This window comes from Affinundibacterium danionis, assembly GCF_042432465.1.
In the GTDB taxonomy this organism is placed as follows: Bacteria; Pseudomonadota; Gammaproteobacteria; order Burkholderiales; family Burkholderiaceae_D; genus Undibacterium; species Undibacterium danionis.
This window is the reverse complement of record NZ_JBHLXJ010000003.1, coordinates 41,797-65,438: the sequence shown is the minus strand read 5'-3', so window position 1 is coordinate 65,438 and position 23,642 is coordinate 41,797. Positions and strand designations below refer to the sequence as shown.

27 protein-coding genes are annotated in these 23,642 nt (G+C 45.7%); 21 read left to right on the top strand and 6 right to left on the bottom strand.

The window, feature by feature from the left end; all coding sequences use genetic code 11:
• Nucleotides 1-10 precede the first annotated feature (10 nt).
• The 15 genes from rpsH to dsbD all read left to right on the top strand — a co-directional run bounded on the left by rpsH (nucleotide 11) and on the right by dsbD (nucleotide 9,685).
• Nucleotides 11-406, top strand: coding sequence for a 30S ribosomal protein S8 (gene rpsH, locus ACFFJH_RS03035; RefSeq protein ID WP_189347744.1), 396 nt, complete (start codon nucleotides 11-13; stop codon nucleotides 404-406).
• Nucleotides 407-416: 10 nt separating this feature from the next.
• Nucleotides 417-950 carry a 50S ribosomal protein L6 gene (gene rplF, locus ACFFJH_RS03030; protein ID WP_189347746.1) on the top strand — a complete coding sequence of 178 codons (534 nt, stop codon included), beginning with the start codon at nucleotides 417-419 and terminating at the stop codon, nucleotides 948-950.
• A gap of 13 nt (nucleotides 951-963) precedes the next feature.
• Nucleotides 964-1,326: a 50S ribosomal protein L18 gene (gene rplR / locus ACFFJH_RS03025; RefSeq protein ID WP_186892595.1), complete on the top strand. Its 363-nt coding sequence runs from the start codon at nucleotides 964-966 to the stop codon at nucleotides 1,324-1,326.
• A gap of 11 nt (nucleotides 1,327-1,337) precedes the next feature.
• Entirely contained in the window at nucleotides 1,338-1,856 is a 519-nt protein-coding gene (gene rpsE, locus ACFFJH_RS03020) for a 30S ribosomal protein S5 (protein ID WP_186917415.1), read from the top strand.
• 10 nt (nucleotides 1,857-1,866) lie between these two features.
• A complete protein-coding gene (rpmD, locus tag ACFFJH_RS03015; RefSeq protein WP_212676792.1) occupies nucleotides 1,867-2,046 on the top strand; it encodes a 50S ribosomal protein L30 in 180 nt (59 codons plus the stop codon).
• 28 nt (nucleotides 2,047-2,074) lie between these two features.
• A complete protein-coding gene (rplO, locus tag ACFFJH_RS03010; RefSeq protein ID WP_390209973.1) occupies nucleotides 2,075-2,506 on the top strand; it encodes a 50S ribosomal protein L15 in 432 nt (143 codons plus the stop codon).
• A gap of 28 nt (nucleotides 2,507-2,534) precedes the next feature.
• Entirely contained in the window at nucleotides 2,535-3,872 is a 1,338-nt protein-coding gene (gene secY / locus ACFFJH_RS03005; protein WP_390209972.1) for a preprotein translocase subunit SecY, read from the top strand.
• A gap of 24 nt (nucleotides 3,873-3,896) precedes the next feature.
• Nucleotides 3,897-4,115, top strand: coding sequence for a translation initiation factor IF-1 (gene infA / locus ACFFJH_RS03000; RefSeq protein ID WP_005663428.1), 219 nt, complete (start codon nucleotides 3,897-3,899; stop codon nucleotides 4,113-4,115).
• Between the two features lie 44 nt (nucleotides 4,116-4,159).
• Entirely contained in the window at nucleotides 4,160-4,273 is a 114-nt protein-coding gene (gene rpmJ, locus ACFFJH_RS02995) for a 50S ribosomal protein L36 (protein ID WP_014004415.1), read from the top strand.
• A 27-nt stretch (nucleotides 4,274-4,300) separates the two neighbouring features.
• A complete protein-coding gene (rpsM, locus tag ACFFJH_RS02990; RefSeq protein ID WP_390209968.1) occupies nucleotides 4,301-4,666 on the top strand; it encodes a 30S ribosomal protein S13 in 366 nt (121 codons plus the stop codon).
• Nucleotides 4,667-4,704: 38 nt separating this feature from the next.
• Nucleotides 4,705-5,109 (top strand): 30S ribosomal protein S11, encoded by a 405-nt coding sequence (rpsK, locus tag ACFFJH_RS02985; protein WP_186892601.1) that lies wholly within the window; start codon nucleotides 4,705-4,707, stop codon nucleotides 5,107-5,109.
• A gap of 218 nt (nucleotides 5,110-5,327) precedes the next feature.
• On the top strand, nucleotides 5,328-5,951 hold the full coding sequence (gene rpsD / locus ACFFJH_RS02980; RefSeq protein ID WP_390209967.1) for a 30S ribosomal protein S4: 624 nt from the start codon (nucleotides 5,328-5,330) through the stop codon (nucleotides 5,949-5,951).
• A gap of 103 nt (nucleotides 5,952-6,054) precedes the next feature.
• Nucleotides 6,055-7,032 (top strand): DNA-directed RNA polymerase subunit alpha, encoded by a 978-nt coding sequence (locus ACFFJH_RS02975; protein ID WP_186892603.1) that lies wholly within the window; start codon nucleotides 6,055-6,057, stop codon nucleotides 7,030-7,032.
• A 192-nt stretch (nucleotides 7,033-7,224) separates the two neighbouring features.
• On the top strand, nucleotides 7,225-7,623 hold the full coding sequence (gene rplQ, locus ACFFJH_RS02970; protein ID WP_212676787.1) for a 50S ribosomal protein L17: 399 nt from the start codon (nucleotides 7,225-7,227) through the stop codon (nucleotides 7,621-7,623).
• Between the two features lie 223 nt (nucleotides 7,624-7,846).
• The gene (dsbD, locus tag ACFFJH_RS02965; protein WP_390209965.1) at nucleotides 7,847-9,685 is read left to right on the top strand and encodes a protein-disulfide reductase DsbD; all 1,839 of its coding nucleotides are present in this window, start codon (nucleotides 7,847-7,849) and stop codon (nucleotides 9,683-9,685) included.
• Nucleotides 9,686-9,782: 97 nt separating this feature from the next.
• Here the strand turns inward: dsbD and sbcB are convergent, their stop codons facing one another.
• The 4 genes from sbcB to yihA form a co-directional block, all read right to left on the bottom strand.
• Nucleotides 9,783-11,222, bottom strand: coding sequence for an exodeoxyribonuclease I (gene sbcB / locus ACFFJH_RS02960; protein WP_390209964.1), 1,440 nt, complete (start codon nucleotides 11,220-11,222; stop codon nucleotides 9,783-9,785).
• A gap of 47 nt (nucleotides 11,223-11,269) precedes the next feature.
• Nucleotides 11,270-12,409: a magnesium transporter CorA family protein gene (locus ACFFJH_RS02955; RefSeq protein ID WP_390209963.1), complete on the bottom strand. Its 1,140-nt coding sequence runs from the start codon at nucleotides 12,407-12,409 to the stop codon at nucleotides 11,270-11,272.
• Between the two features lie 49 nt (nucleotides 12,410-12,458).
• Nucleotides 12,459-13,463, bottom strand: a complete 1,005-nt coding sequence (gene hemB, locus ACFFJH_RS02950; RefSeq protein WP_390209962.1) for a porphobilinogen synthase — start codon at nucleotides 13,461-13,463, stop codon at nucleotides 12,459-12,461.
• Between the two features lie 172 nt (nucleotides 13,464-13,635).
• The gene (gene yihA, locus ACFFJH_RS02945) at nucleotides 13,636-14,358 is read right to left on the bottom strand and encodes a ribosome biogenesis GTP-binding protein YihA/YsxC (RefSeq protein ID WP_390209960.1); all 723 of its coding nucleotides are present in this window, start codon (nucleotides 14,356-14,358) and stop codon (nucleotides 13,636-13,638) included.
• A 273-nt stretch (nucleotides 14,359-14,631) separates the two neighbouring features.
• Here yihA and ACFFJH_RS02940 point away from each other — a divergent pair, with 273 nt between their 5' ends.
• From ACFFJH_RS02940 to ACFFJH_RS02920, 5 genes are all read left to right on the top strand, one after another.
• A complete protein-coding gene (locus ACFFJH_RS02940) occupies nucleotides 14,632-15,309 on the top strand; it encodes a c-type cytochrome (RefSeq protein ID WP_390209959.1) in 678 nt (225 codons plus the stop codon).
• Nucleotides 15,310-15,414: 105 nt separating this feature from the next.
• Nucleotides 15,415-17,586 (top strand): cytochrome c biogenesis protein ResB, encoded by a 2,172-nt coding sequence (locus ACFFJH_RS02935; protein ID WP_390209958.1) that lies wholly within the window; start codon nucleotides 15,415-15,417, stop codon nucleotides 17,584-17,586.
• A gap of 34 nt (nucleotides 17,587-17,620) precedes the next feature.
• A complete protein-coding gene (ccsB, locus tag ACFFJH_RS02930; protein ID WP_390209957.1) occupies nucleotides 17,621-18,757 on the top strand; it encodes a c-type cytochrome biogenesis protein CcsB in 1,137 nt (378 codons plus the stop codon).
• A 207-nt stretch (nucleotides 18,758-18,964) separates the two neighbouring features.
• Complete coding sequence (msrP, locus tag ACFFJH_RS02925) at nucleotides 18,965-19,942, top strand: protein-methionine-sulfoxide reductase catalytic subunit MsrP (protein WP_390209956.1); 978 nt, start codon at nucleotides 18,965-18,967, stop codon at nucleotides 19,940-19,942.
• Nucleotides 19,943-19,950: 8 nt separating this feature from the next.
• The gene (locus tag ACFFJH_RS02920) at nucleotides 19,951-20,589 is read left to right on the top strand and encodes a protein-methionine-sulfoxide reductase heme-binding subunit MsrQ (protein WP_390209955.1); all 639 of its coding nucleotides are present in this window, start codon (nucleotides 19,951-19,953) and stop codon (nucleotides 20,587-20,589) included.
• Between the two features lie 5 nt (nucleotides 20,590-20,594).
• Here ACFFJH_RS02920 and lptM read toward each other — a convergent pair whose 3' ends face one another.
• Complete coding sequence (gene lptM, locus ACFFJH_RS02915) at nucleotides 20,595-20,756, bottom strand: LPS translocon maturation chaperone LptM (RefSeq protein ID WP_390210268.1); 162 nt, start codon at nucleotides 20,754-20,756, stop codon at nucleotides 20,595-20,597.
• 113 nt (nucleotides 20,757-20,869) lie between these two features.
• Here lptM and cyaY point away from each other — a divergent pair, with 113 nt between their 5' ends.
• A complete protein-coding gene (gene cyaY, locus ACFFJH_RS02910; RefSeq protein ID WP_390209953.1) occupies nucleotides 20,870-21,184 on the top strand; it encodes an iron donor protein CyaY in 315 nt (104 codons plus the stop codon).
• Between the two features lie 107 nt (nucleotides 21,185-21,291).
• On the opposite strand, the gene ACFFJH_RS02905 is transcribed toward cyaY, so the two are convergent.
• On the bottom strand, nucleotides 21,292-23,604 hold the full coding sequence (locus ACFFJH_RS02905; protein WP_390209952.1) for a penicillin-binding protein 1A: 2,313 nt from the start codon (nucleotides 23,602-23,604) through the stop codon (nucleotides 21,292-21,294).
• Nucleotides 23,605-23,642 lie beyond the last annotated feature (38 nt).

The following is a 23,642-nucleotide window of genomic DNA, read 5'->3' as shown; positions in this document are numbered from 1 at the left end:
GAGAATAGCAATGAGTATGAGCGATCCTATCGCCGATATGCTGACTCGCATCCGTAACGCGCAAGTTGTTCAAAAGACTGCCGTCGCGATGCCGTCCTCTAAGGTAAAAGTTGCAATTGCAAACGTACTTAAGGACGAAGGCTACATTGAGGATTTCGCAGTAGTAGAAGCTGCTGGTAAATCTGAATTGAAAATCGGTTTGAAATATTATGCAGGACGTCCTGTTATTGAACGCTTGGAACGTGTTTCACGTCCAGGTCTCCGTATTTACAAAGGTAAAGACGAGATCCCAAGTGTAATGAACGGTTTGGGCGTGGCCATCGTGTCCACACCTAAGGGCGTTATGACTGACCGCAAAGCGCGCGCAACCGGTGTCGGTGGCGAAGTTATTTGCTACGTCGCCTAAGGAGTGCAAGATGTCTCGAGTAGGTAAAATGCCAATCGCGTTGCCAGCAGGTGCAGAAGTTGCCATCTCCGCAGCAGCGATTACAGTAAAAGGCCCTATGGGTGTATTGACACAAGGCTTAAATGGCTTAGTGTCTGTAGCTAACGAAGGTGGTTCGTTGAACTTTAGTCCAGCGAACGACAGCCGTGAAGCAAATGCAATGACAGGTACTTTGCGTGCGCTGGTCAACAATATGGTGACTGGCGTAACTAAAGGCTTCGAGCGTAAGCTGACATTGGTAGGCGTTGGATACAAAGCGCAAGCGCAAGGCGATAAATTGAATCTCTCCTTGGGTTTTTCTCATCCTGTCGTACACGACATGCCTGCTGGCGTGACATGTGCAACACCAACTCCAACTGAAATCCTCATTAAAGGTGTGGATAAGCAGAAGGTTGGTCAGGTCGCAGCAGAAGTTCGTGCATACCGCAGCCCAGAGCCTTATAAAGGCAAGGGTGTCCGCTACGCGGATGAAGTGGTTGTGATTAAAGAAACCAAGAAGAAGTAATAGGGGTTAGACGATGGATAAGAAACAATCACGTCTGCGCCGCGCGACTCAAACCCGTGCCAAGATCGCAGAGCTCAAGGTCACACGTTTATCTGTGCACCGTACGAACCTGCATATCTACGCTAGCATCATTGATGCAGATTCCAAAGTTTTGGCATCTGCTTCTACAGTGGAAGCTGAAGTGCGTGCAGAATTGGCAGCGGCATCCAAGCACGGTGGTAATGCTGCGGCAGCCACTTTGATTGGTAAGCGCGTTGCGGAAAAAGCGTTGAAAGCAGGAGTTACCGAAGTCGCGTTTGATCGCTCCGGTTTTCGTTACCACGGTCGTGTGAAGGCGTTGGCGGAAGCTGCGCGTGAAGCCGGCCTTAAGTTCTAAGGAATATTGTCATGGCAAAAATGCAAGCAAAAACAGCAGCCGACAAGCCGGATGATGGCATGCGCGAAAAAATGATCGCGATCAACCGCGTAACCAAAGTGGTTAAGGGTGGTCGTATCATGGGCTTCGCAGCGCTGACAGTTGTTGGTGATGGCGATGGTCGCATCGGTATGGGTAAAGGAAAATCGAAAGAGGTTCCTGTAGCTGTACAAAAAGCGATGGAAGAAGCGCGTCGTAAAATGATCAAAGTTACATTGAAGAATGGCACGTTGCAACACACCGTTATCGGTAAGCATGGTGCATCTTCAGTCATGATCTCTCCAGCTAAAGAAGGTACTGGCGTGATCGCTGGCGGTCCAATGCGCGCTATTTTCGAAGTGTTGGGTGTTACTAACGTTGTTGCAAAGTCAAACGGTTCCACAAATCCATACAATATGGTGCGTGCTACTTTGAATGGCTTGGCAAAAATGAGTACGCCAGCTGAGATCGCAGCGAAACGCGGCAAGTCCGTTGAAGAAATTTTGGGCTAAGGTGATCGCAATGACTAAAACAGTAAAAGTACAATTGGTCAAGGGTTTGATCGGTACGCGCGATTCACATCGTGCGACAGTGCGCGGCTTAGGTTTGCGTCGTGTCAATTCAGTTTCTGAATTGGAAGACACACCAGCAGTGCGCGGTATGATCAATAAAGTCTCGTATCTTGTGAAGGTTGTATCGTAATCCCTTGGGCTTACGATCGGAGCAAATTATGGAATTAAATACAATCCAACCAGCTGATGGTGCAAAACACGCTAAACGTCGTGTTGGTCGCGGTATCGGTTCTGGTTTAGGTAAGACGTCTGGCCGTGGTCATAAAGGTCAGAAGTCACGTACTGGTGGTTTTCATAAAGTCGGTTTCGAAGGCGGTCAAATGCCTTTGCAACGTCGTCTGCCAAAACGTGGTTTCAAATCTTTGGCTACGCCATATAAAGCAGAAGTACGTTTGTCTGATCTGGAAAGTTTGCCAGTGACAGAGATCGACGTATTGGCTTTGAAACAAGCTGGTATCGTTTCTGATTTGGCACGTGTAGTTCGCGTGATTTTGTCAGGTGAGATCACTAAGAAAGTAACTTTGAATGGCTTAATCGCTACCAAAGGCGCTAAGGCTGCGATCGAAGCTGCTGGCGGCTCTGTCGCTTAATAATTGATTGCGAATTCTGGAGCAATAATTGGCAACATCTCCTCAACAAACAAAGAGTGCTGCAAGTGGTTTTCCTTGGGGGAGACTATGGTTTTTGCTGGCAGCACTGGTTGTATATAGGATAGGCGCACATATACCTGTTCCTGGAATTGATCCAAAGGTATTGGAAGATCTATTTAAACAAAACCAAAATGGTATTTTGGGAATGTTTAATATGTTTTCTGGTGGTGCTTTGTCTCGCTTCACAATTTTGGCGCTGGGAATTACGCCTTACATTTCTGCCTCTATTATTATGCAGTTAATGTCTGTCGTGTCCCCTCAGCTGGAAGCTTTGAAGAAAGAAGGCGAGTCGGGTCGTCGTAAGATTACCCAGTACACACGTTACGGCACTTTAGTGTTGGGTGTGGTGCAAGCATTTTTCATTGCTTTTGGTTTGGAAACGCAAGCAGGTCTGGTATTAGATCCTGGAATGGCATTTAGATTTACTACTGTCGTTACTTTGGTAACTGGCACGATGTTCCTGATGTGGTTAGGTGAGCAAATCACTGAACGCGGTTTAGGTAACGGTATTTCTATCATCATCTTCGCAGGTATCGTCGCAGGCTTGCCCGGTGCATTAGCTGGATTGTTCGAATTAGTTCGCACCGGTTCTATGCAAGCGTTTTCCGCGTTGATTATTTGCGTGATGGTTGCAGCGGTAACTTACTTGGTCGTGTTTGTAGAACGCGGTCAGCGTAAGATTCTGGTCAACTATGCGAAGCGTCAAGTTGGCAATAAAGTTTATGGTGGTCAAAGCAGTCACTTGCCACTGAAGTTAAACATGGCAGGTGTAATTCCTCCGATTTTTGCGTCTTCTATTATTATGCTTCCTGCCACGATAACTGGCATGTTCGCAAAAGGAGCGCAAGATCAGGATTCTGGTTTTGTTCGGTTCTTGCAAGATTTGGCAAGTTCTTTGACGACTGGTGAGCCTGTGCATGCATTGTTGTACGCTGTAACGATTATTTTCTTCTGTTTCTTCTACACTGCGCTGGTATTTAACAGCAAAGAAACAGCGGATAATTTGAAGAAAAGTGGTGCGTTCGTGCCAGGGATTCGTCCTGGTGAGCAAACTTCCCGTTACATCGACAAGATTTTGATGCGTTTAACTTTAATTGGCGCGGTGTACATAGCATTAGTTTGTTTGTTACCGGAATTGTTGATCGCACATTGGAAAGTACCATTTTATTTTGGCGGCACTTCGCTGTTGATTATCGTGGTGGTGACAATGGACTTTATGGCTCAAGTGCAGAATTACGTAATGTCACAGCAATACGAATCGCTTCTTCGTAAAGCAAATTTCAAGGGCGGCATGCCTTCACGGTAAGCACCCAGAGGAACAGCAGATCGAATGGCAAAAGACGACGTTATACAGATGCAGGGAGAGATTCTTGAGAATCTTCCGAATGCAACATTTCGAGTTAAGTTGGAAAATGGGCATGTTGTGCTTGGCCATATTTCAGGAAAAATGCGAATGAATTATATTCGCATTCTCCCAGGTGATAAGGTAACAGTAGAATTGACGCCTTATGATTTGAGTCGAGCACGCATCGTGTTCCGGACCAAGTAACGCATTAGTAGCATTAAATTGAACTAGAAGGGAAGAGGGCAAAAATGAAAGTTCTCGCATCAGTTAAGCGGATTTGCCGCAACTGCAAGATCATCAAGCGCAAAGGTGTTGTTCGTGTTATTTGCACAGAACCACGCCATAAACAGCGCCAAGGTTAATTAACGTTATTGAACGAGGAATAACGAATGGCACGTATAGCAGGGGTTAATATCCCAAATCATCAGCATACCGTAATTGGCTTACAAGCTATATATGGTATTGGCGGCCCACGCGCAGCAGATATCTGTGCAGCAACGGGTGTACCGACCACTAAAAAGGTCAAAGATCTGGACGACAACGAGTTAGAAAAGCTTCGCGACAGTATTGCAAAATACGTCGTTGAGGGTGATCTTCGTCGTGAACTCTCGATGAACATCAAACGTTTGATGGACTTAGGCTGCTACCGCGGTCTGCGTCATCGCAAAGGTTTGCCTGTTCGCGGTCAACGTACACGTACAAATGCACGTACACGTAAAGGCCCACGTAAAGCAGCGCAATCATTGAAAAAATAATCCAGCGTAGTTGAACAACTGGATTCAAGGAACCAATTATGGCAAAAGCACAAAATAACGCAGCGGCAGCACGCGCTCGTAAAAAAGTTAAGAAAAATGTTGCTGAAGGTATCGCACACGTTCACGCATCTTTCAACAACACCATCATCACGATCACTGATCGTCAAGGCAATGCATTGTCTTGGGCAACCGCTGGTGGTCAAGGTTTTAAAGGCTCACGTAAATCTACTCCTTTCGCGGCACAGGTTGCAGCAGAAGCAGCAGGTAAAGTTGCGGTTGAGTGCGGTATTAAAAACCTCGAAGTTCGCATCAAAGGTCCAGGTCCAGGCCGTGAATCTTCTGTGCGTGCTTTGAATAATTTGGGTATCAAGATCTCCTTGATCCAAGACGTTACGCCAGTACCACATAACGGCTGCCGCCCTCCAAAGCGTCGTCGTATCTAATTCAGCGCTTAGCTTAGGCTAAGCTTTGGATAATTCTAGCAATCATGTTAGAATGCAGCCCGCCAATTCATTTGGTGGGTTTTGTCTTTCGTATTTTTGATACGATTTTATTTTTTCTTATTCGATCTTTATTTAATAAGACCACTGTCTGATTGCAGGTAGATCAGACTAGCGTAGGTTGTCAAACGGCACTTACGTCATTTTTAAAGGAAATTATTGTGGCACGTTATATCGGACCTAAAGCAAAATTGTCCCGTCGCGAAGGCACGGATCTGTTTCTGAAAAGCGCACGTCGCTCTTTGGATTCTAAATGCAAATTAGATGTAAAACCAGGTCAACACGGCGCGAAATCTGGCGCACGTACGTCTGACTTTGGTAATCAATTGCGCGAAAAACAAAAAGTTAAACGTATGTACGGCGTGTTAGAGCGTCAATTCCGTCGCTATTTCGCAGAAGCTGATCGTCAAAAAGGTAACACTGGCGAAACTCTGTTGAAATTGTTGGAATCTCGTTTGGACAACGTTGCATACCGTATGGGTTTCGGCTCTACACGTGCAGAAGCGCGTCAGTTGGTGAGCCATAAAGCATTCACAGTTAATGGTACTGTAGTGAACATCGCTTCTTACCAAGTGAAAGCTGGCGACGTTGTTGCAGTTCGTGAAAAAGCCAAAAAACAAACACGTATCGTTGAAGCTTTGTCTTTAGCTGAACAAGTTGGTATGCCTTCTTGGGTAGCTGTTGATGCGAAGAAAATGGAAGGCACATTCAAAGCCATGCCAGATCGTAGCGACATCGCTCACGATGTCAACGAATCTTTGATCGTTGAATTGTACTCACGTTAATATTAAGTTTCACCGCCTGCCCATTTTACGATGGGCAGGCTTTTTTCTTTTTGCCATCAGCCTTATCGGTGTAACGAGCCGAGGGTATTGAAAAGGACAAATAATGCAAAACAATCTGTTTAAGCCTCGTATTATCGACGTTGAAATGTTGGGCCCTGGCTCAGCTAAAGTAGTGATGGAACCATTTGAACGAGGTTTTGGTCACACACTCGGTAACTCTTTACGCCGTGTCTTGTTGTCTTCTATGGTTGGTTATGCGCCAACAGAAGTAACAATCGCTGGTGTTGTACATGAGTACTCAACTCTCGATGGCGTGCAAGAAGACGTCGTGGATATTTTGTTGAACTTGAAAGGCGTTGTCTTCAAGTTGCACGAACGAGACGAAGTCACTTTGACTTTGAAAAAAGAAGGCGAAGGCGCAGTATTGGCTTCCGACATCGATTTGCCACATAACGTAGAACTGATTAATCCAGATCACGTGATTGCTAATTTGACCGCTGGCGGCAAATTGGATATGCAAATCAAGGTAGAAAAAGGCCGTGGTTATGTTCCTGGTAACGTTCGTCGTTTGTCTGAAGATGCCAACAAAACAATCGGTCGTATCATTCTGGATGCGTCTTTCTCTCCAGTACGTCGTGTTTCTTACTCTGTTGAGTCTGCTCGCGTTGAACAACGTACGGATTTGGATAAGTTGATCATTAACATCGAAACCAACGGTGTGATCACGCCAGAAGAAGCAATTCGTCAATCTGCGCGCGTATTAGTCGACCAATTGCACGTATTTGCTGCATTGGAAGGCACAGAAGCAGCCGCAGAAGCACCATCTCGTGCGCCTGCTGTTGATCCAGTATTGTTGCGTCCAGTTGATGATTTGGAATTGACAGTACGTTCTGCAAATTGCTTGAAAGCAGAAAACATTTACTACATTGGTGACTTGATCCAACGTAGCGAAAACGAATTGTTGAAGACACCAAACTTGGGTCGCAAGTCTTTGAACGAAATCAAAGAAGTATTGGCTTCCCGTGGTTTGTCTTTGGGCATGAAGTTAGAAAACTGGCCACCAGCTGGTTTAGAGAAGTAAAAGCTTTAGAATCTAAAACCTCTCAACACAGAGACTCAGAGAAAATCAGGAGGAAGTGCAAGATTTTCTCTGTGAATCTCCTAAACTCTGTGACTCTGTGGTGAGAGGTTTTGAAATCTCAATTTACCGGTCCGCGTCAAATGGTTTGGCGATAGAAGAACTGGAATTTTTAAACAATCGAAAGGAAGTACCATGCGTCATCGTCACGGCTTACGTAAGCTGAATCGTACATCATCCCACCGTTTAGCAATGTTGCGCAATATGACAGTTTCTCTGTTGCGTCACGAAGCAATCAAAACAACTTTGCCAAAAGCAAAAGAATTGCGCCGCGTTGTTGAGCCAATTTTGACTTTGGGTAAAACAGATACATTGGCAAACAAACGTTTGGCATTCAACCGTTTGCGCGATCGTGAAATCGTACAGAAATTGTTCGCTGAATTGGGCCCACGTTTCGCAAATCGTAACGGTGGTTACCTGCGTATTTTGAAAATGGGTTTCCGTGTTGGCGACAATGCACCTATGGCTTATGTAGAATTGTTGGATCGTCCAGAAGTCACTGACGCAGCAGATGCACCAACAGTTGACGAATAAGCTAAGTAGCTATTAGCAGTTCTGAAATAAAAAGCCGTTCAGTAAAATGAACGGCTTTTTATTTTGTGTATCGCAGCAATGTTGTCATGAGTGCCCTCAATGACGCGATTCTTCGTAATCCGTTAAGATGACGAACCTTGCCGCCGGTCTGATTTTATTTCGACGTTTTGAACCATGCGAGCGTAAGTGACTCTGATGGGCTATCTGTAGAATTGTAAAGAACATGATCAAACTTTTTTTAAGTACGCTTTCAGGACAAGATGAATCACATTCAAGGAATGCACTTAATCGCTATCTAAGGGTGTTCTCCGCGCTTGTGATTACCTTTCTCTTGTTCATATCATCTGCTAAGGCTGAGGACTTTCTCGAGCCCGAGAAGGCGTTTCAAATCAAGGCGCAGATGGTAAATGGCGGCAAAGTGCAGATTACTTACACGATTGCAGATGCCTATTATCTTTATCGTGAGCGTTTAAAATTTGCTGTTCAAGGAGCGGAGTTGGGTGAGTTTCAACTCCCTGCGGGTAAAGTGAAATTCGATGAAACTTTTCAAAAAGATGTAGAAACCTATCATCACGAATTGGTAGTGCAAATTCCTGTCAAGGCGACTACCGATTTTCAATTGAAATTAGAGTTGCAAGGTTGCGCCGAAGCCGGCCTTTGTTACCCACCTATGGAATTAACATTGCCGGTTAGGTTGGCTGACATCGCAAATGGTAATAGCAGTGCGGCAGGACTGGCTGGTGCAACTCCAAATACAACAGCAAACCTGAAGCCGGATGCAGCGTCGCAGTCAGTGCCAGCTAGTAGTGAACAATCCAGTATTGCTGATGCCCTGAAAAGTGGGCGTCTTAGCTTGATTATCCCTTTGTTTTTGGTACTTGGTTTGGGCTTGTCCTTGACGCCTTGTGTGTTGCCTATGGTACCTATTCTTTCATTCATTATTGTGGGTGAAGGTGCGGGTGTAAAACGTAGTCGAGGATTTTTCTTGTCCCTCAGCTACGTGCTGGGAATGGCATTGGTGTATACCAGTTTGGGCGTCGCAGCTGGCTTATTGGGCGAAGGCCTTTCAGCCACTCTGCAAAATCCTTGGGTACTGTCGGCATTCGCGTTGCTGATGATAGTTTTATCCTTGTCGATGTTTGGGGTGTATCAATTGCAAGTGCCGGCTGCGATTCAAACTCGGCTGACCTATTTTTCCGAAGGCCAGCGCAATGGGAAAATGGCAGGTGTTTTCTTAATGGGCGCGATTTCGGCATTGATCGTTGGTCCTTGTGTCGCTGCACCCTTAGCGGGAGCGCTGGTGTATATCAGTCAAACCAAGAATGTCGTGGTAGGCGGAACGGCATTGTTTTCTTTAGCGATGGGTATGGGAGTTCCTTTACTGTTGGTAGGCTTATCGGCAGGTAGTTTATTGCCGCGCGCTGGAGTCTGGATGGAGCAAATCAAACGCTTTTTCGGCGTATTGATGTTAGCGATGGCGATATGGATGGTGTCACCTGTTTTGCCACCTGCGGTGCAAATGAGCTTATGGGCAATCTTGCTGCTTGGTTATGGGATTTATCAGTTAGGCTTCTATCGAGGTAAATTATTTTCCAAACTGATTGCTTTTGTTTTTGTGCTGGCCGGTAGCGCGCAACTTATTGGCGTTGCGACAGGCGGGCGCGATGCACTTGCGCCTCTCGCGCACCTTACTGGAACCGTGCAGAATGTCAAATTTCATCGTATCAAATCTTCAGCGGAATTGGATGCGGTGTTGGCACAATCCAAGGGCAAAATAGCGATGTTAGATTTTTATGCAGATTGGTGCGTATCTTGCAAAGAGATGGAGAAACTGACTTTCGTCGAACCTAGAGTGAAAGCGCAATTAGATCAAATGTTGTTGCTGCAAGTCGATGTGACTGCAAATAACGCGGATGACAAAGCCCTATTAAAACGCTTCGGTCTATTCGGTCCACCAGGGGTTATTTTCTTTGGTGCTGATGGAAAAGAACTACCTAATACACGGGTGATCGGCTATCAGAATGCGGACACATTTTTGAATTCATTACAGAAGTTAAAATGACGCTGCAAGCTAACACGCTGAAACCAAGGCATTGGCTTCATTAAGAGAAATAAAGAAGCTGGCTTGGCCTCGCATCAAGTCAGCTTTTTATTTTGTTTTATCGAACCGGAACTACCAGTTCAGCGTAGTCATAGAGCGCCCCAAGAATTTCTTCTGCATCATCATCGGCAGATTCGGATAATTGATCAATCTCATTGAAATACATGTCGACAGTGCGTGCATTCGCTGCGCCATCCAACAATCGCGCTACCCGATGATCTTCCCATGCGGCCATCTCATCTTGGTTGAGTGACTCGGGGAAATTGCGGGCACGGTAGCGGAACAATAATTCACCTAAGCGCTGATCGTTAAAATGCGGATGCGCGTTCGCCAATTGCTGGGGACTCATTTGTCGTAAATCATTCAATACTTTTCTATCCGCACCGCTGATAAATCCGCCGTATAAATCTTCATCCACATCGACTGCTTCAAAACTAGGGCGCGCATAGACTTGCTCCCATAGTTGCGGGTTGAGCTTGGTTTGAGTGTCTTGTGCGATCTCAGCGTGCGCCATGACTTGTTGCATGTCGATGTTCCAGCGCTCCGCCATGTTAGTGCTAAGTGTTTTCAGATTTCCAATCACGATAGGTGATTTGTTCAGATGTATGCTCTTGACAGGCAAACGTAATATGCCTTCGGGCAAATCCGCTGTTTTGCTAAACATGCGTTGCTGTATCGTAGCCACATCCAAGTGCTGCAATTCGCTGGGATCAAATTGTAAGTCCCAAGCGATAACTTCATTTTTATTGGTTGGATGTATAGCTAAAGGCCACATCACCGCAAGGCAACCGCGCTCCGTACTGAACATGCCAGAAATATGTAAGAATGGTTTGCCCAATAACGGCAAACCGATTTCAGCCGCAACTTTCTCTTTCTTATGAAGTCCGAAACAAAAATCAAACAGTTTTGGCTGCTTATCTTTGATTAATTTTGCCAAAGCAATCGTCGCGCGTACGTCCGATAACGCATCATGTGCTGCTGTGTGTGAAATGCCATTTGCTGCTGTTAAATGTTCGAGACGAAAACTAGGTTTGCCATCCTCATTTAATGGCCAGTTGATACCTTCTGGACGTAGCGCGTACGTCGTGCGTACCATGTCCATAATGTCCCAACGCCCACATTGATTTTGCCATTCACGTGCATACGGATCAATCAGATTGCGCCAAAACATGAAGCGCGTGATTTCATCATCAAAACGTATGGTATTGTAACCGACGCCTATAGTGCCGGTGGTGGCCAAAGCACGTTCTACTTGTGCGGCGAATTCATGCTCAGGTAGTCCTTGTTCAAGACATTGCTGCGGCGTGATGTGAGTGATTAAACAGGATTGCGGATCCGGTAAAAAATCATTCGCAGGCTGGCAGAAAATATTGATAGGTTCGCCAATTTCATTGAGATCTGCATCGGTGCGGATGGCAGCAAATTGTGCAGGACGATCGCGCCTCGCCTGCGCGCCAAATGTTTCATAATCGTGCCAGAGAAAGCTATGTGTATGCATGCCAGGAGAATGTCAGTGATATAGATAAGGTTTTAGGTTTGAGAACTTCAGCGATCCGCGCGTTGTCCGCGATTTGCGAGATAGCTTTGCACGCCTAAGGCAATGAGAAACAATAATACCGACAAGCCCATTAAACCTATAGTCCATTTAAATCCAGTCTCTTCATTGATCCAAGGCATCTTGGTGAAGTTCATTCCAAAGATGCCAGTGATTAACGTTAGCGGCATGAATAAGGCCGTGATGACAGTCAAGAGTCGCATGGTTTCGCTGGTCTTATGAGCGACTGCGGCGAAATGAATTTGCACGGAAGATTCAAGAGAAGCTTCTAATCTACGGGTGTGATTCAAGACGCGATTGATATGTTCCATCACGTCATTAGTGCGCACTAATAATAAATCTTTGGCGCGACTGAGTTCTCCGCCTTTCGCATCATAGGTATCCACAAAATGATCGCGTAATTCCTGAATGGCGTCGTATTGTTCTTCACACAGATGTTCTAGTTTGCGTAGTTCAACGCGTGAATCAAGCAGGGCGACCCAATTATTAAAGGGCTTGCGTGGATCAAGTAATGCGTGTTGCCAACGGTCTAATTGATTGGTCAAAGGCTGACGTAGATCGAGGTACTGATCGACCATGAGATTCAACAAACGTAGCATCAGATCTTCTGGAGAGACGGGTAAGCGAGTGCTCAGGTTATTGCCATCTTTCGGTTTGTAATTGAGCAGACGTGCACGCATGCCTTCGATGGTGCGACTTTGTGTCGAGCGTATCGTGACTAAAGTATTGCCAAGCAGAAGAAATGAAATCGGTTGTGTTTGCAGGCGATGTAATGCTGCCGGAATTTTCTTCTTATTAGCTTCCGTTGTCGTAGTTGCTTCACCATTTAAAGCCAACTTTTGAAATACCACTAATTCGTAATCTTGTGTGGCATCAAAATATGAAGGATGGCTTAGATTGCAAATATCTTTTAGATGTAAATCGTAGATACGGATGCCTGTTGCGGTCTCGATTTGATCACGCCATGCTTCGGTATCGCAAGCAACTTCATCGTGCGTGCAATCGATCCAGGTATAGACTGAGGCTTCATCAGCGTGATCGTTTTCGCCGTCACCAATATGACCGAGGTCAGGCGCGACAGTTTTAGTATTTAGGGTGACCTGAGTTTCGCTGATGAAGAAAATATCCATGTTTTACAAGCTAAGCCATTCAAATGGTATCAAGATATCTTGCGCTGAATTATTTGAGTAAGCGGGCAATGTCACGCGCAAAGTAGGTTAACACGCCATCGGCGCCAGCACGTTTAAATGCCATGATTGCTTCCATCATCGTCTTGTCATGATCGAGCCAACCATTTTGTGCGGCGGCTTTGATCATCGCATATTCGCCACTTACTTGATAAGCAAAAGTGGGAACTTTAAATTCGTCTTTGACGCGGCGTACGATGTCGAGATAAGGCATACCAGGTTTGACCATGACCATGTCTGCGCCTTCTGCTAAATCCAAGGCCACTTCGCGCAGTGCTTCGTTGCTATTGGCAGGATCCATTTGGTAGTTGGCTTTGTTGCTCTTGCCCAAGTTGCTTGCGGAGCCAACGGCATCACGGAAAGGACCATAAAATGCCGACGCGTATTTAGCCGAATAGGCCATGATGCGGGTGTGGATAAATCCATTGCTTTCTAAAGCCGAGCGAATCGCGCCTATACGTCCGTCCATCATGTCGCTAGGCGCAACTACATCGGCGCCCGCCGCAGCATGGGTTAATGCTTGCCTCACTAACATCTCGGTGGTTTCGTCATTGAGTACATAACCATCTGCATTGATTAAGCCATCTTGGCCGTGGCTAGTGTAAGGATCTAAAGCAATATCCGTCAAAATTCCGAGTTCAGGACAGCGTGCTTTTAAAGCGCGAATAGCACGTGGAATTAAGCCATCAGGATTAGTCGCTTCGACGCCATCTTCGGTCTTTAATGAATTATTAATAGATGGGAAGAGTGCCAGTACAGGAATTCCTAGTTGCACACAGTCATCCGCTACTTCTAATAATTTGTCCAAAGTCATGCGCTCCACACCTGGCATGGACCCGACTGCTTCTAGTTTGTTTTCTCCATCAATTAAAAAGACTGGATAAATTAAGTCAGATGCCGTGACATGGTTTTCGCGCATCAGATTGCGGGAGAAAGCATCGCGACGCATACGGCGCATACGGATGTGTGGGAAGTGAGCGGACAGTGTATTAGACATGGCAATAAAAAATTATCGAGGTTGATGAAACTTTTCTTACGAATTTAACTCATAGTAGCAGGCATTACGCTTACCGCTGGTCCTCCCTAAGCGGGGCGCCATTTGTTCCCATTCGATTGGCGTTTTTTTTGCCCCGACACCTTCAAGTGTCGGGGGTTTTTTTCTTGAAATTTTATTCAGAGCTAGGCGCGGCGTTATGTATGTTGCTTGGTTCCGTATCTAATTCTGGCACCTGATCTAATCCCGTTAATTCACGAATTTTTGCATCCGCTTCTTCCACGCCGGTGCGATTTAACGCTGAAAATAATTGTGCAGTGTAGGGGTAACTAACGCCATCTCTAGCGTTATAACTGGCGAGGATATTTTGTGCCAATCGTAAAGCATTCGTGGCTTCACTGCGATTAAGTTTATCGGCTTTGGTCAATAAACAATGGATAGGGCGACCAGTAGGTGCGAACCACTCTAACATCTGTTTATCTAAATCAGTAAACGGGCGACGCGAATCCATGATCAATATCAAAGCAGATAGTTGATCGCGCGACTGAACATAGTTACCGAGCAAAATATTCCAATGATTTTTTGCCGCGCCAGGTACTTCTGCGTAGCCATAACCCGGCAAATCAACAAGCAGGGCACGAATCTCATCTTGACGTGTTTCATCTTTACGATGTTGTCCCACATGTGCGCCACCGATGGAGAAAAAATTAATGTGCTGAGTGCGCCCCGGTGTTTTGGACGCAAAACAGAGTTTCTTCTGGTTGCATAAGATATTGATGGCGGTGGATTTGCCCGCATTAGAGCGGCCGGCGAACGCTACTTCTGGTACGGTTAATGTCGGCAAATTGCGTAAATGGTTGACGGTCGTGAAGAACCGAGCTTGCCAAAGGATAGACATAAATGGGGCCAATCAAAAGGAGTCATGCATAAATAGAATGCAAATAAATGCGAAAAACGGGGCAAAATGCGGGTGTTTCCCCTTGAAAAGTGAGGTTTCCTAACGTCAATTGACTTGGAATAGCTCAACATTTCCACTAAAGCTATTGTACAATAAGGGGTTGGCTACGTGGGCTTCATGACACATTGTGCGTTCCGTATGCTTTTTAGCTCCTTTAGCTTCTCTAGCGCTTCCAAAGAACCGATTTCCAATTTTTAGTCTCAAGGTGTTTGAATGAACCGTGCATTTTTATCATTTTCCAAGTCCCTCAGCATTATTGCTTTAGCGGCCTCTTCACTTGTTTCTGTTGCTTCCGCGAATGACGCTGCACACGCAGCGAAACCAGCAAAAGCTGATCCAGCTAAGGGTGATGCACTTTATACAAACGGTGATGCGGCGCGCGGTATCGTTGCCTGCGTTTCTTGTCATGGTGCTGCAGGTAATTCTACGATCAGTGTTAACCCAAAACTGTCTGGCCAGCATGAAGCCTATCTGGTAAAACAATTAACGGATTTCACCACACCAGCACGTAATAATGCAGTGATGACGACATTCGCAAAATTAATGACAGCCGACGATATGAAAAATGTGGCGGCATTCTTAGCAACACAAAAACCAAAAGCAGGTGCGGCAAAGAATAAAGAGACTGTGAATTTAGGTCAGACTATTTACCGCGCAGGTATCGCTGAGAAAAACGTAGCCGCTTGTGCTGGCTGCCATAGCCCAAATGGTGCTGGTATTCCAGCGCAATTCCCACGCATCGCTGGCCAACATCAGGATTACACCATCGCTCAGTTGACCGCATTCAAAACTGGCGTGCGTAAAAATAGTCCGCAAATGGTAACTTTGGCAAAACGTATGTCTGATGATGAGATTAAAGCAGTGTCAGATTACATTGCTGGCTTGAAATAATTTCTGCCTTCTTCAGTTAAGAATTCGCAGTCAGTAATTCATAGTCAATAAGAAAATTAACGGAGGGGGTGGCGCAGGCCATCCCCTTTTTGCTTTTGGAGTTGTATGGAACTTGAATCAAATACTTCTGGCATAGAAATTAAGACCCAAAGAGCTTGGCTCGCAAGCAGCGTAGAGCTGCTGTCGTCTATGCGTTTTGCAATTAGTTTGCTGACGATTATCGCGATTGCTTCCATTATTGGTACTGTCTTGAAGCAGAATGAGCCACTACCTAATTATGTGAATCAATTTGGACCATTCTGGTTCGAGGTATTTCAGCATTTGAGTTTGTATTCTTTGTATTCAGCGTGGTGGTTTTTGACCATCATGGGCTTTTTGGTGTTATCAACCAGCCTTTGTTTGATTCGCAATGCGCCTAAGATGTTAAAAGATATGCGTAGTTGGCGCGATAATGTGCGCGAGCAATCTTTGCGTAATTTTCATCACAAAGCAGAGTGGCACAGCACAGTCCCAGCGGCGGATTTGACCGAGCAATTATCTGCCAAGATTAAGCGGCTCGGTTATCAATTTAAGGTAGTGAACAAAGATCAGGCGACCCTGATTGCGGCCAAACAAGGCGCAGGTAATAAATGGGGTTATATCTTCGCCCATGCTGCGATAGTTGTGATTTGCGTCGGTGGTTTGCTTGATTCGGATTTGGCAATTCGTTTTCAAACCTGGTTCGGTGGCAAAGTACCTTTTGAGGGGAGTGGTGTCCTGATTTCACAGATTCCCGCGCAACATAAATTGTCTTTGTCTAATCCTACATTCCGGGGGAATATCGCCATCCCCGAAGGTATGAGTGGTAATACGGCGGTAATTCCACAAACCAAAGGCGTATTGCTGCAAGATTTGCCGTTTACGATCGAACTAAAAAAATTCAATATTGATTTCTACTCTACAGGCATGCCAAAGTTGTTTGCCAGTGAGGTCGTCATTAAAGATCATGAAACGGGTAAAAGCTTTCCAGCTACGGTGAAAGTAAATCATCCTCTAATCTACAAAGGTATCGCGGTATTTCAATCAAGTTTTGATGATGGCGGTAGTCGTTTGAAGATCAAAGCACATCCTATGCAAGGTAGTAATTTAGCGTCATTTGACATGGATGCGACGATAGGTGGTGCTACGCTATTAAGCGCGCAGCAAACCGGAGATCGGGGTGATTTTACGATTGAGTGGACTGGTTTTCGGCCATTTAACGTAGAGAACATGGTGCGTGATGGGCAAGACTTGCGTGCTGTCAATCCAAACGAAAATTTCGCGCAAAAGTTACGCTCTGATCTCGATAAACACTCTGGCTCAGCGGGTAAGAATGCGAATAATAAAGATCTCAAAAACGTCGGGCCAAGTATGCAATATAAATTGCGTGATAAGACGGGGCAGGCGCGTGAATTCCACAACTATATGGTGCCAGTGCAATTGGAAGGTCGTTGGGTCTTTTTAGCCGGTACGCGTGAATCACCTAATGAGGCTTTCCGTTATTTGCGGATTCCTGCGGATGAGAATGATAGTGTCAACGAGTGGATGCGATTACGCGCAGCGCTGGCTGATCCAGAGTTACGCGCTAAAGCTGCGGAAGTCTACGCTAAGCGTGCTTTGCCTGCGTCGAGTGCTCAAAGTATGCAGTCACAGCTTGCCGCATCGGCAAAAAAAGGCCTGGGTATTTTTGCGGGTGAAGGCGCTACGCCAAAGCTAGCGGGTTATACCGCGATTGCTGGCTTCTTGGAAAATATTCCAAGTGCCGAGCAAGGTAAAGCCGCCGATGTATTTATGAAAATTCTCAACGGAAGTATGTGGGATTTGTGGCAGTTAGCACGTCAAAAGGATGGCTTACCTGTTTTGGAATTAAACGAAAAACGAGCTGAATTTTTACAACTAGCGACGGCAGCATTATCCGATGCGTTCTTTTATGGCGCACCAGTGTATTTGCAAATGACTGGCTTTGAAGAAATTAAGGCATCGGTGTTTCAAGTGACGCGCGCGCCAGGACAAAATGTCGTGTATCTTGGCTGCTTATTTTTAGTGATAGGCGTATTTGCCATGTTCTATATCCGTGAACGTCGTTTGTGGTTATGGATTAAGCAGGAGGGGCAACAAACTAGTGTGCTGATGGCGTTAAGCTCACAGCGTAAAACACTGGATTTTGAAAAAGATTTTGAGCAGTTAAAGTTGCAATTGGGTGTGTCTGACAAAGGGGGGAATAGTCAAACTGAAACCCCAGCTAGTAATGAAGTTTAACGCCTGACAGGAATTTATTATTATGGAAACGTCAATGGAAACGAATGTAACTTACCCAAGTTATTTTAAGCGCTTGTCAATTTTTGACTGGATATACGCGGTCATGCTGTGTTCGGGAGCTATGTTTGCGATGAGTCGCTACGGCGCTTATATGGATGGCTATGAAAAAGCGATCTTAGTATTGGCCGTGCCAACATTCGCCTGGTTGGGGTGGAATTGGAAGCCAATGCGAGCTTTGATGATCGTGTTGGCGGTGTTGTCATTATTTGCGATTTCTCAGTACGGCGGTACTTTAGATGCTGCCAATAAAAAATTCTTTTTGAAGTATTTGTTGTCGAGTCAATCTGCGATTTTGTGGATGAGTACTTTTTTCTTTTTGTCGACCTTGTTTTATTGGGGGGGGGTGATCGCTCGTTCTGATTTTGGCGCTTCGGTGGGCTCGGCTTTATGCTGGGCGGCCGTGGTGATGGGATTTACCGGTTTGTTAGTGCGTTGGTACGAGTCGTATTTAATTGGCGCTGATGTTGGTCATATTCCGGTGTCGAATCTCTACGAAGTGTTCGTTTTGTTCTCAATGATTACCGCCTTATTTTATCTGTACTACGAAGCTAGCTATGGTACTCGCCAATTGGGTGCTTTTGTCTTGTTGGTCATTTCTGCTGCGGTCGCTTTCTTGTTGTGGTACACGGTGAGTCGTGATGCGGCTGATATTCAACCTTTGGTGCCAGCACTGCAAAGTTGGTGGATGAAAATACATGTGCCAGCTAACTTTATTGGTTATGGTACTTTCTCTTTAGCCGCAATGGTCGGTGTCGCTTATTTGTTCAAGGCAAAAGGCATGTTACATGACCGATTACCAAGTCTGGAAGTGTTAGACGATGTGATGTATAAAGCGATCGCGGTTGGCTTTGCCTTCTTCACCATCGCGACTATCTTAGGTGCCTTGTGGGCAGCGGAAGCTTGGGGCGGCTATTGGTCTTGGGACCCGAAAGAAACCTGGGCGTTGATCGTCTGGCTCAATTACGCGGCGTGGCTGCACATGCGTTTGATGAAAGGTTTGCGAGGCCAAGTAGCGGCGTGGTGGGTAGTAATAGGATTGTTGGTTACCACTTTTGCCTTCTTGGGTGTGAATATGTTCTTGTCCGGTTTGCATTCTTACGGTGCTTTGTAACAAATAGAGCAGTTGCAACTAGTAGTTAGTTTGAAATATCTGAACGCGGTACTGATTAACTTGATCAGTACCGCGTTTTGTTTTTGTCCCGGAAAATGCTCGAAACGCAGAAACTTTCTCTGTTTTGTAAGGTTCAAACGCGATAAGCCGACTTATGACACACTAATGCAATTCAATTTTCGTCGGTAGCACTAACAAGGAGTCATTATGCGCGCACCGTTTCAAAAATTTGGTGATCATCCACCTGTAGCATCCGAAATTACACCACGCGAGATGTTCGAATCGCGGCGGGATTTTATTCGTCAAATGGCGCTCGGTTCGATTGCTAGCGCTGGCCTCTTAGAAATGGCGCAGCGTGAAGTCTTTGCGCAAAATGCGGGCGCCAAGTTGGCGGCGGTGAGTAACCCTAGTTATATTAGTCTCGATAAGAAAACGGCTTATAAAGATGCGACTAGCTATAATAATTTTTACGAATTCGGAACCGACAAGTCCGATCCTGCAGAGACTGCAAGTAGTTTAAAAACCCGTCCATGGACAGTCACGATAGAAGGTGAAGTCAAAAAGCCGATTACTCTCGATATAGATAGCTTGTTGAAATTAGCACCTTTAGAAGAGCGTGTGTATAGGCTGCGGTGCGTTGAAGGTTGGTCTATGGTGATTCCGTGGATAGGTTACTCTTTATCGAATTTGCTGAAAAAAGTGGAGCCAACCGGCAATGCTCGTTACGTGGAGTTTATTTCGCTCGCTGACAAGCGTCAGATGCCGGGCGTGAATCGCCCCGTTTTGCAATGGCCTTATACCGAAGGGCTGCGTATGGATGAAGCGATGCATCCGTTGACGCTGCTTACCTTAGGCATGTACGGTGAAGTGTTACCAAACCAAAACGGAGCGCCTGTGCGTTTGACCGTACCTTGGAAATATGGGTTTAAGTCAGCAAAATCGATCGTTAAAATTCGTTTAACTAAAGATCAACCGCGTACTTCTTGGAATGTGTCTGCACCTGATGAGTATGGTTTCTACTCAAATGTAAATCCAGATGTGGATCATCCACGATGGTCGCAGGGATCTGAACGTCGTATTGGTGAGGACGGTTTTTTGACACGCAAGCGCAAGACTTTGATGTTTAATGGTTATAGCGAAGTCGCTAGCTTGTACAGCGGCATGGATTTGAAGAAGTTTTATTAAGGTAAGGCATGAAATCTTTCAGTAAATCTTTAGGTAAGGTTTTAACTAATCGTCAGTTACAGCTGCTTAAAATTACCGTTTTTCTACTCGCGGCATTACCTTTTTTACGCCTTGTTTTTGCGGTATATCGCGAGGATTTAGGCGCTAATCCTTTAGAGTTCATAACACGTAATACGGGCGATTGGACTTTGTATTTTCTGTGTATCACTCTGGCACTGACGCCACTGCGCAAATTGCTACAATGGCATTGGTTGATACGCCTGAGGCGCATGTTGGGCTTGTATAGTTTTTTCTATGCATCACTGCATTTCCTCACCTTTTTATGGTTCGATCACTTTTTTGATCTTAGTGATATGTGGCACGATTTGGTAAAACGTCCATTTATTACGGTGGGATTTGTAGCTTTCGTTTTGCTTTTGCCATTGGCTATCACCAGTAATAACGCCATGATTAAACGGCTCGGTGGCAAGCAATGGCAATTGCTCCATAGACTGATCTATGTGATTGTGCCTTTGGGTGTATTGCATTATTTTTGGATGAAGGCGGGTAAAAACTTGTTGCTGCAGCCGCTGCTTTTCGCCGCCTTGGTCAGTGTTTTGTTAGGTGTACGTTTGTACTGGCGTTTTCAGCCCGCGGCTAAAAAATAAGTGGATTATTTTTTAACGTTTTCTGATGTGCTAGTACTAGTGGTGGGTGCGTCGGCTGGAATCGTGGTCGAGCTCGGCGTAGCCACTTTTTTCTCCGGCATGTAAAGCGGGCCTTTTTGACCACACCCGCTCAAAAGTAGTTGGCTAGAGAATATCAGCCCTGACAAAAGTAAGGCTTTTAAGTTTGTGTGAGTGCGTTTATTCAAAGTCTAAGAACCCGTATAGAATGCTGCTTGAAGAAATGGTAGCAGTAGAACCTTAATCAAAGCAGGAGTGTAACATGACGGAATCAGAATTTTTATCGCTGGCGGATACTTGCCTGCAACAAGCGCAAGATATGTTTGAGCAGGCGTTTGAGAGTGATGTGTGGGATGTGGATTGCAAACGCAGTGGCAATGTATTGGAAATCGAGTTTGTCGAAAATGGTTCCAAAATTATTGTCAATAGTCAGGCGCCTATGCAAGAGATGTGGGTGGCGGCGCGTGCGGGTGGATTCCACTATAAATACAATGGTGAGCACTGGTTAAATACGCGTGATAATTCAGAGTTGTTTGCAACTTTGCGCAGCAGTGCTGAGGCTCAAAATGGGTTGTAATGCTGTCTAATGATTGATGTTGGGTGTCGCCTCTGTGGCAAAAACATCCAGTGTAGTGCATAAAAAAAAGCGAGACTGATTTTCATCTAGGTCTCGCTTTTTTCATGTTATTCGACGATAACTTCTTCGGAATTCAAATTACGCAGGGCTGAGTTCGGTGGATTTTCCACATAAAAATAGTCTCCTTCTGCCTGAATAATGCCATTCGGTACCGGTCGTTCCATAATGGGAATGTCGCGTAAAGCTCTTTGCATGTAGCCTATCCAGATTGGTAATGCGAGGCCACCGCCGGTTTCCCGATTACCTAGATTGCGAGGTTGGTCATAGCCAATCCAAGCAACTCCCACGATCTTTGCTTGATAGCCGGCAAACCAGGCATCAATCGAGTCATTGGTGGTACCTGTTTTACCTGCGATGTCGGGGCGTTTTAAGACCAATGCTTTGGTGGCGGTGCCGAAGCGAACTACATCTCGTAACATGCTATCCATCAAGAAGGCGTTACGCTCGTCAATGACGCGATTGGCTTCATCATCGGCGGTATCCGGACGTGCTTGCGCTAAGACTTTGCCCGTGGTGTCGGTAATTTTGCTAATGAGGTAGGGATTGACTTTGTATCCTCCATTGGCAAATACCGCGTAAGCACCCGCCATTTGCAATGGGGTGACTGCGCCAGCACCTAAGGCGAGGGTTAGGTAGGGCGGATTTTTTTCAGGTAGGAAACCAAAGCGGCTAGTATATTCTTGTCCATATTTAGCACCTACTTTTTGCAAAATACGGATAGAAATCATATTTTTTGATTTGGTCAGACCTTTACGCATGGTCATAGGGCCTTCGTATTTTCCATCGTAATTTTTAGGCTCCCAGGCTTGCCCACCCGTTTGTCCCGCATCGAAACTAATCGGTGCATCGTTGATGATAGTGAGTGGTGAAAGTCCTTTTTCTAAAGAAGATGAATAGATAAAAGGCTTGAAACTGGAGCCAGGCTGACGCCAGGCCTGAGTTACATGGTTAAATTTATTTAAGTTGTAGTCAAAACCGCCAACTAAGGCTCGAATCGCACCATCGTGCGTATCCGCTGCGACAAAAGCTGATTGCACTTCTGGCATTTGTATGATGGACCAATTTTTCCCCTCTAGCATGACGCGTATCACTGCGCCGCGCTGAATGCGCTTGTTGGCAGGAGCGTTGGGCTTAAGTCCTGATGCCGCAAAGCTCAACCCCGGGCCAGTGATTTGGATTTCTTCGCCATTCGACAGTACGGCGCGCACAGTCGTGGGGTTGGCGTCTAATACCATCGCGGCCAGTAAGTCATCGCTATCAGGGTGGTCAGCCAATTCTTTTTCTATGGCTTCGTCGGCTGCGTCTTTATTTCTAGGTAGTTCGATGATGGCTTCGGGGCCGCGATATCCATGACGGCGTTCATAGTCCATGACGCCTTTGCGCAATGAGGCGTATGCGGTTTCTTGCTCTTCTTTGGTTACTGTGGTGTAGACGTTTAAGCCACGTGTGTAAGTTTCTTCTTTGAATTGCTCGTAAACTAGCTGGCGCGCCATTTCTGCAATGTATTCGGCATGAATGCCAAATTCTGCGCTATTTGTTTTAATGTGTAATTTTTCTACTTTGGCTGCCTCATATTGCGCTTCGGTAATGTAACCAAGTTGTTTCATTCGTTGCAAAATGTATTGCTGACGAACGGCGGCGCGCTTTGGATTGGCAACGGGATTATAGGCTGAGGGCGCTTTTGGCAAACCAGCTAGCATCGCCGCTTCGGCAGCTGTAACGTCTTTTAAACTTTTGCCAAAGTAAATTTGCGCCGCAGATGAAAAGCCATAGGCACGCTGTCCCAAATAGATTTGGTTCATATAGACTTCTAGGATCTGATTTTTGGTCAAATTCTGTTCTATTTTCCACGCTAGTAAAATCTCATAAACTTTACGTTTGACGGTTTGTTCTGTCGACAAAAAGAAGTTGCGCGCAACTTGTTGTGTGATGGTTGAGGCGCCTTGTTTGTTACCACTAGTAACATTATTAAGAGCTGCGCGTGTGATACCGATATAATCCACCCCGCCGTGTTCGTAGAAGCGATCATCTTCAATAGCTAGTACTGCTTTTTTCATGACGTCGGGGATTTCTGCAAAATGCACGACATTGCGGCGTTCTTCGCCAAATTCTGCAATGAGCATATTGTCCGCAGAGTAAACCCGCAGCGGCATTTTGGGTCGATAGCTGGTAATGGCATCGATTTCAGGCAAATTGGGATAGGCCATGGTCAAAGCAAATGCTAGAACAAGTAAGCCTGTAAGCCCAAGACCGAAGACAACCAGTAAAATTTGCAAAAAAATACGCATGGCCCGGCTTCTTGGCTGTTTTTCCTCAGGCTGCGATAGATTTGGGGTCTCGGGAGATGATGTGGATGACATGGCATTTTTCGATAGGGAATACAGGCCTGCATTATAAC

Coding starts and splice junctions, on each gene's coding strand:
- yihA (WP_390209960.1), bottom strand. CDS start 14,358: ATGTCTATCCTTTGGCAAGCTCGGTTCTTCACGACCGTCAACCATTTA.
- rpsE (WP_186917415.1), top strand. CDS start 1,338: ATGGCAAAAATGCAAGCAAAAACAGCAGCCGACAAGCCGGATGATGGC.
- rpsH (WP_189347744.1), top strand. CDS start 11: ATGAGTATGAGCGATCCTATCGCCGATATGCTGACTCGCATCCGTAAC.
- rplQ (WP_212676787.1), top strand. CDS start 7,225: ATGCGTCATCGTCACGGCTTACGTAAGCTGAATCGTACATCATCCCAC.
- rplF (WP_189347746.1), top strand. CDS start 417: ATGTCTCGAGTAGGTAAAATGCCAATCGCGTTGCCAGCAGGTGCAGAA.
- rplR (WP_186892595.1), top strand. CDS start 964: ATGGATAAGAAACAATCACGTCTGCGCCGCGCGACTCAAACCCGTGCC.
- rpsK (WP_186892601.1), top strand. CDS start 4,705: ATGGCAAAAGCACAAAATAACGCAGCGGCAGCACGCGCTCGTAAAAAA.
- rpsM (WP_390209968.1), top strand. CDS start 4,301: ATGGCACGTATAGCAGGGGTTAATATCCCAAATCATCAGCATACCGTA.
- ACFFJH_RS02975 (WP_186892603.1), top strand. CDS start 6,055: ATGCAAAACAATCTGTTTAAGCCTCGTATTATCGACGTTGAAATGTTG.
- rplO (WP_390209973.1), top strand. CDS start 2,075: ATGGAATTAAATACAATCCAACCAGCTGATGGTGCAAAACACGCTAAA.
- ccsB (WP_390209957.1), top strand. CDS start 17,621: ATGGAAACGAATGTAACTTACCCAAGTTATTTTAAGCGCTTGTCAATT.
- ACFFJH_RS02920 (WP_390209955.1), top strand. CDS start 19,951: ATGAAATCTTTCAGTAAATCTTTAGGTAAGGTTTTAACTAATCGTCAG.
- dsbD (WP_390209965.1), top strand. CDS start 7,847: ATGATCAAACTTTTTTTAAGTACGCTTTCAGGACAAGATGAATCACAT.
- hemB (WP_390209962.1), bottom strand. CDS start 13,463: ATGTCTAATACACTGTCCGCTCACTTCCCACACATCCGTATGCGCCGT.
- ACFFJH_RS02935 (WP_390209958.1), top strand. CDS start 15,415: ATGGAACTTGAATCAAATACTTCTGGCATAGAAATTAAGACCCAAAGA.
- ACFFJH_RS02940 (WP_390209959.1), top strand. CDS start 14,632: ATGAACCGTGCATTTTTATCATTTTCCAAGTCCCTCAGCATTATTGCT.
- ACFFJH_RS02905 (WP_390209952.1), bottom strand. CDS start 23,604: ATGTCATCCACATCATCTCCCGAGACCCCAAATCTATCGCAGCCTGAG.
- ACFFJH_RS02955 (WP_390209963.1), bottom strand. CDS start 12,409: ATGGATATTTTCTTCATCAGCGAAACTCAGGTCACCCTAAATACTAAA.
- rpmJ (WP_014004415.1), top strand. CDS start 4,160: ATGAAAGTTCTCGCATCAGTTAAGCGGATTTGCCGCAACTGCAAGATC.
- cyaY (WP_390209953.1), top strand. CDS start 20,870: ATGACGGAATCAGAATTTTTATCGCTGGCGGATACTTGCCTGCAACAA.
- msrP (WP_390209956.1), top strand. CDS start 18,965: ATGCGCGCACCGTTTCAAAAATTTGGTGATCATCCACCTGTAGCATCC.
- infA (WP_005663428.1), top strand. CDS start 3,897: ATGGCAAAAGACGACGTTATACAGATGCAGGGAGAGATTCTTGAGAAT.
- sbcB (WP_390209964.1), bottom strand. CDS start 11,222: ATGCATACACATAGCTTTCTCTGGCACGATTATGAAACATTTGGCGCG.
- rpmD (WP_212676792.1), top strand. CDS start 1,867: ATGACTAAAACAGTAAAAGTACAATTGGTCAAGGGTTTGATCGGTACG.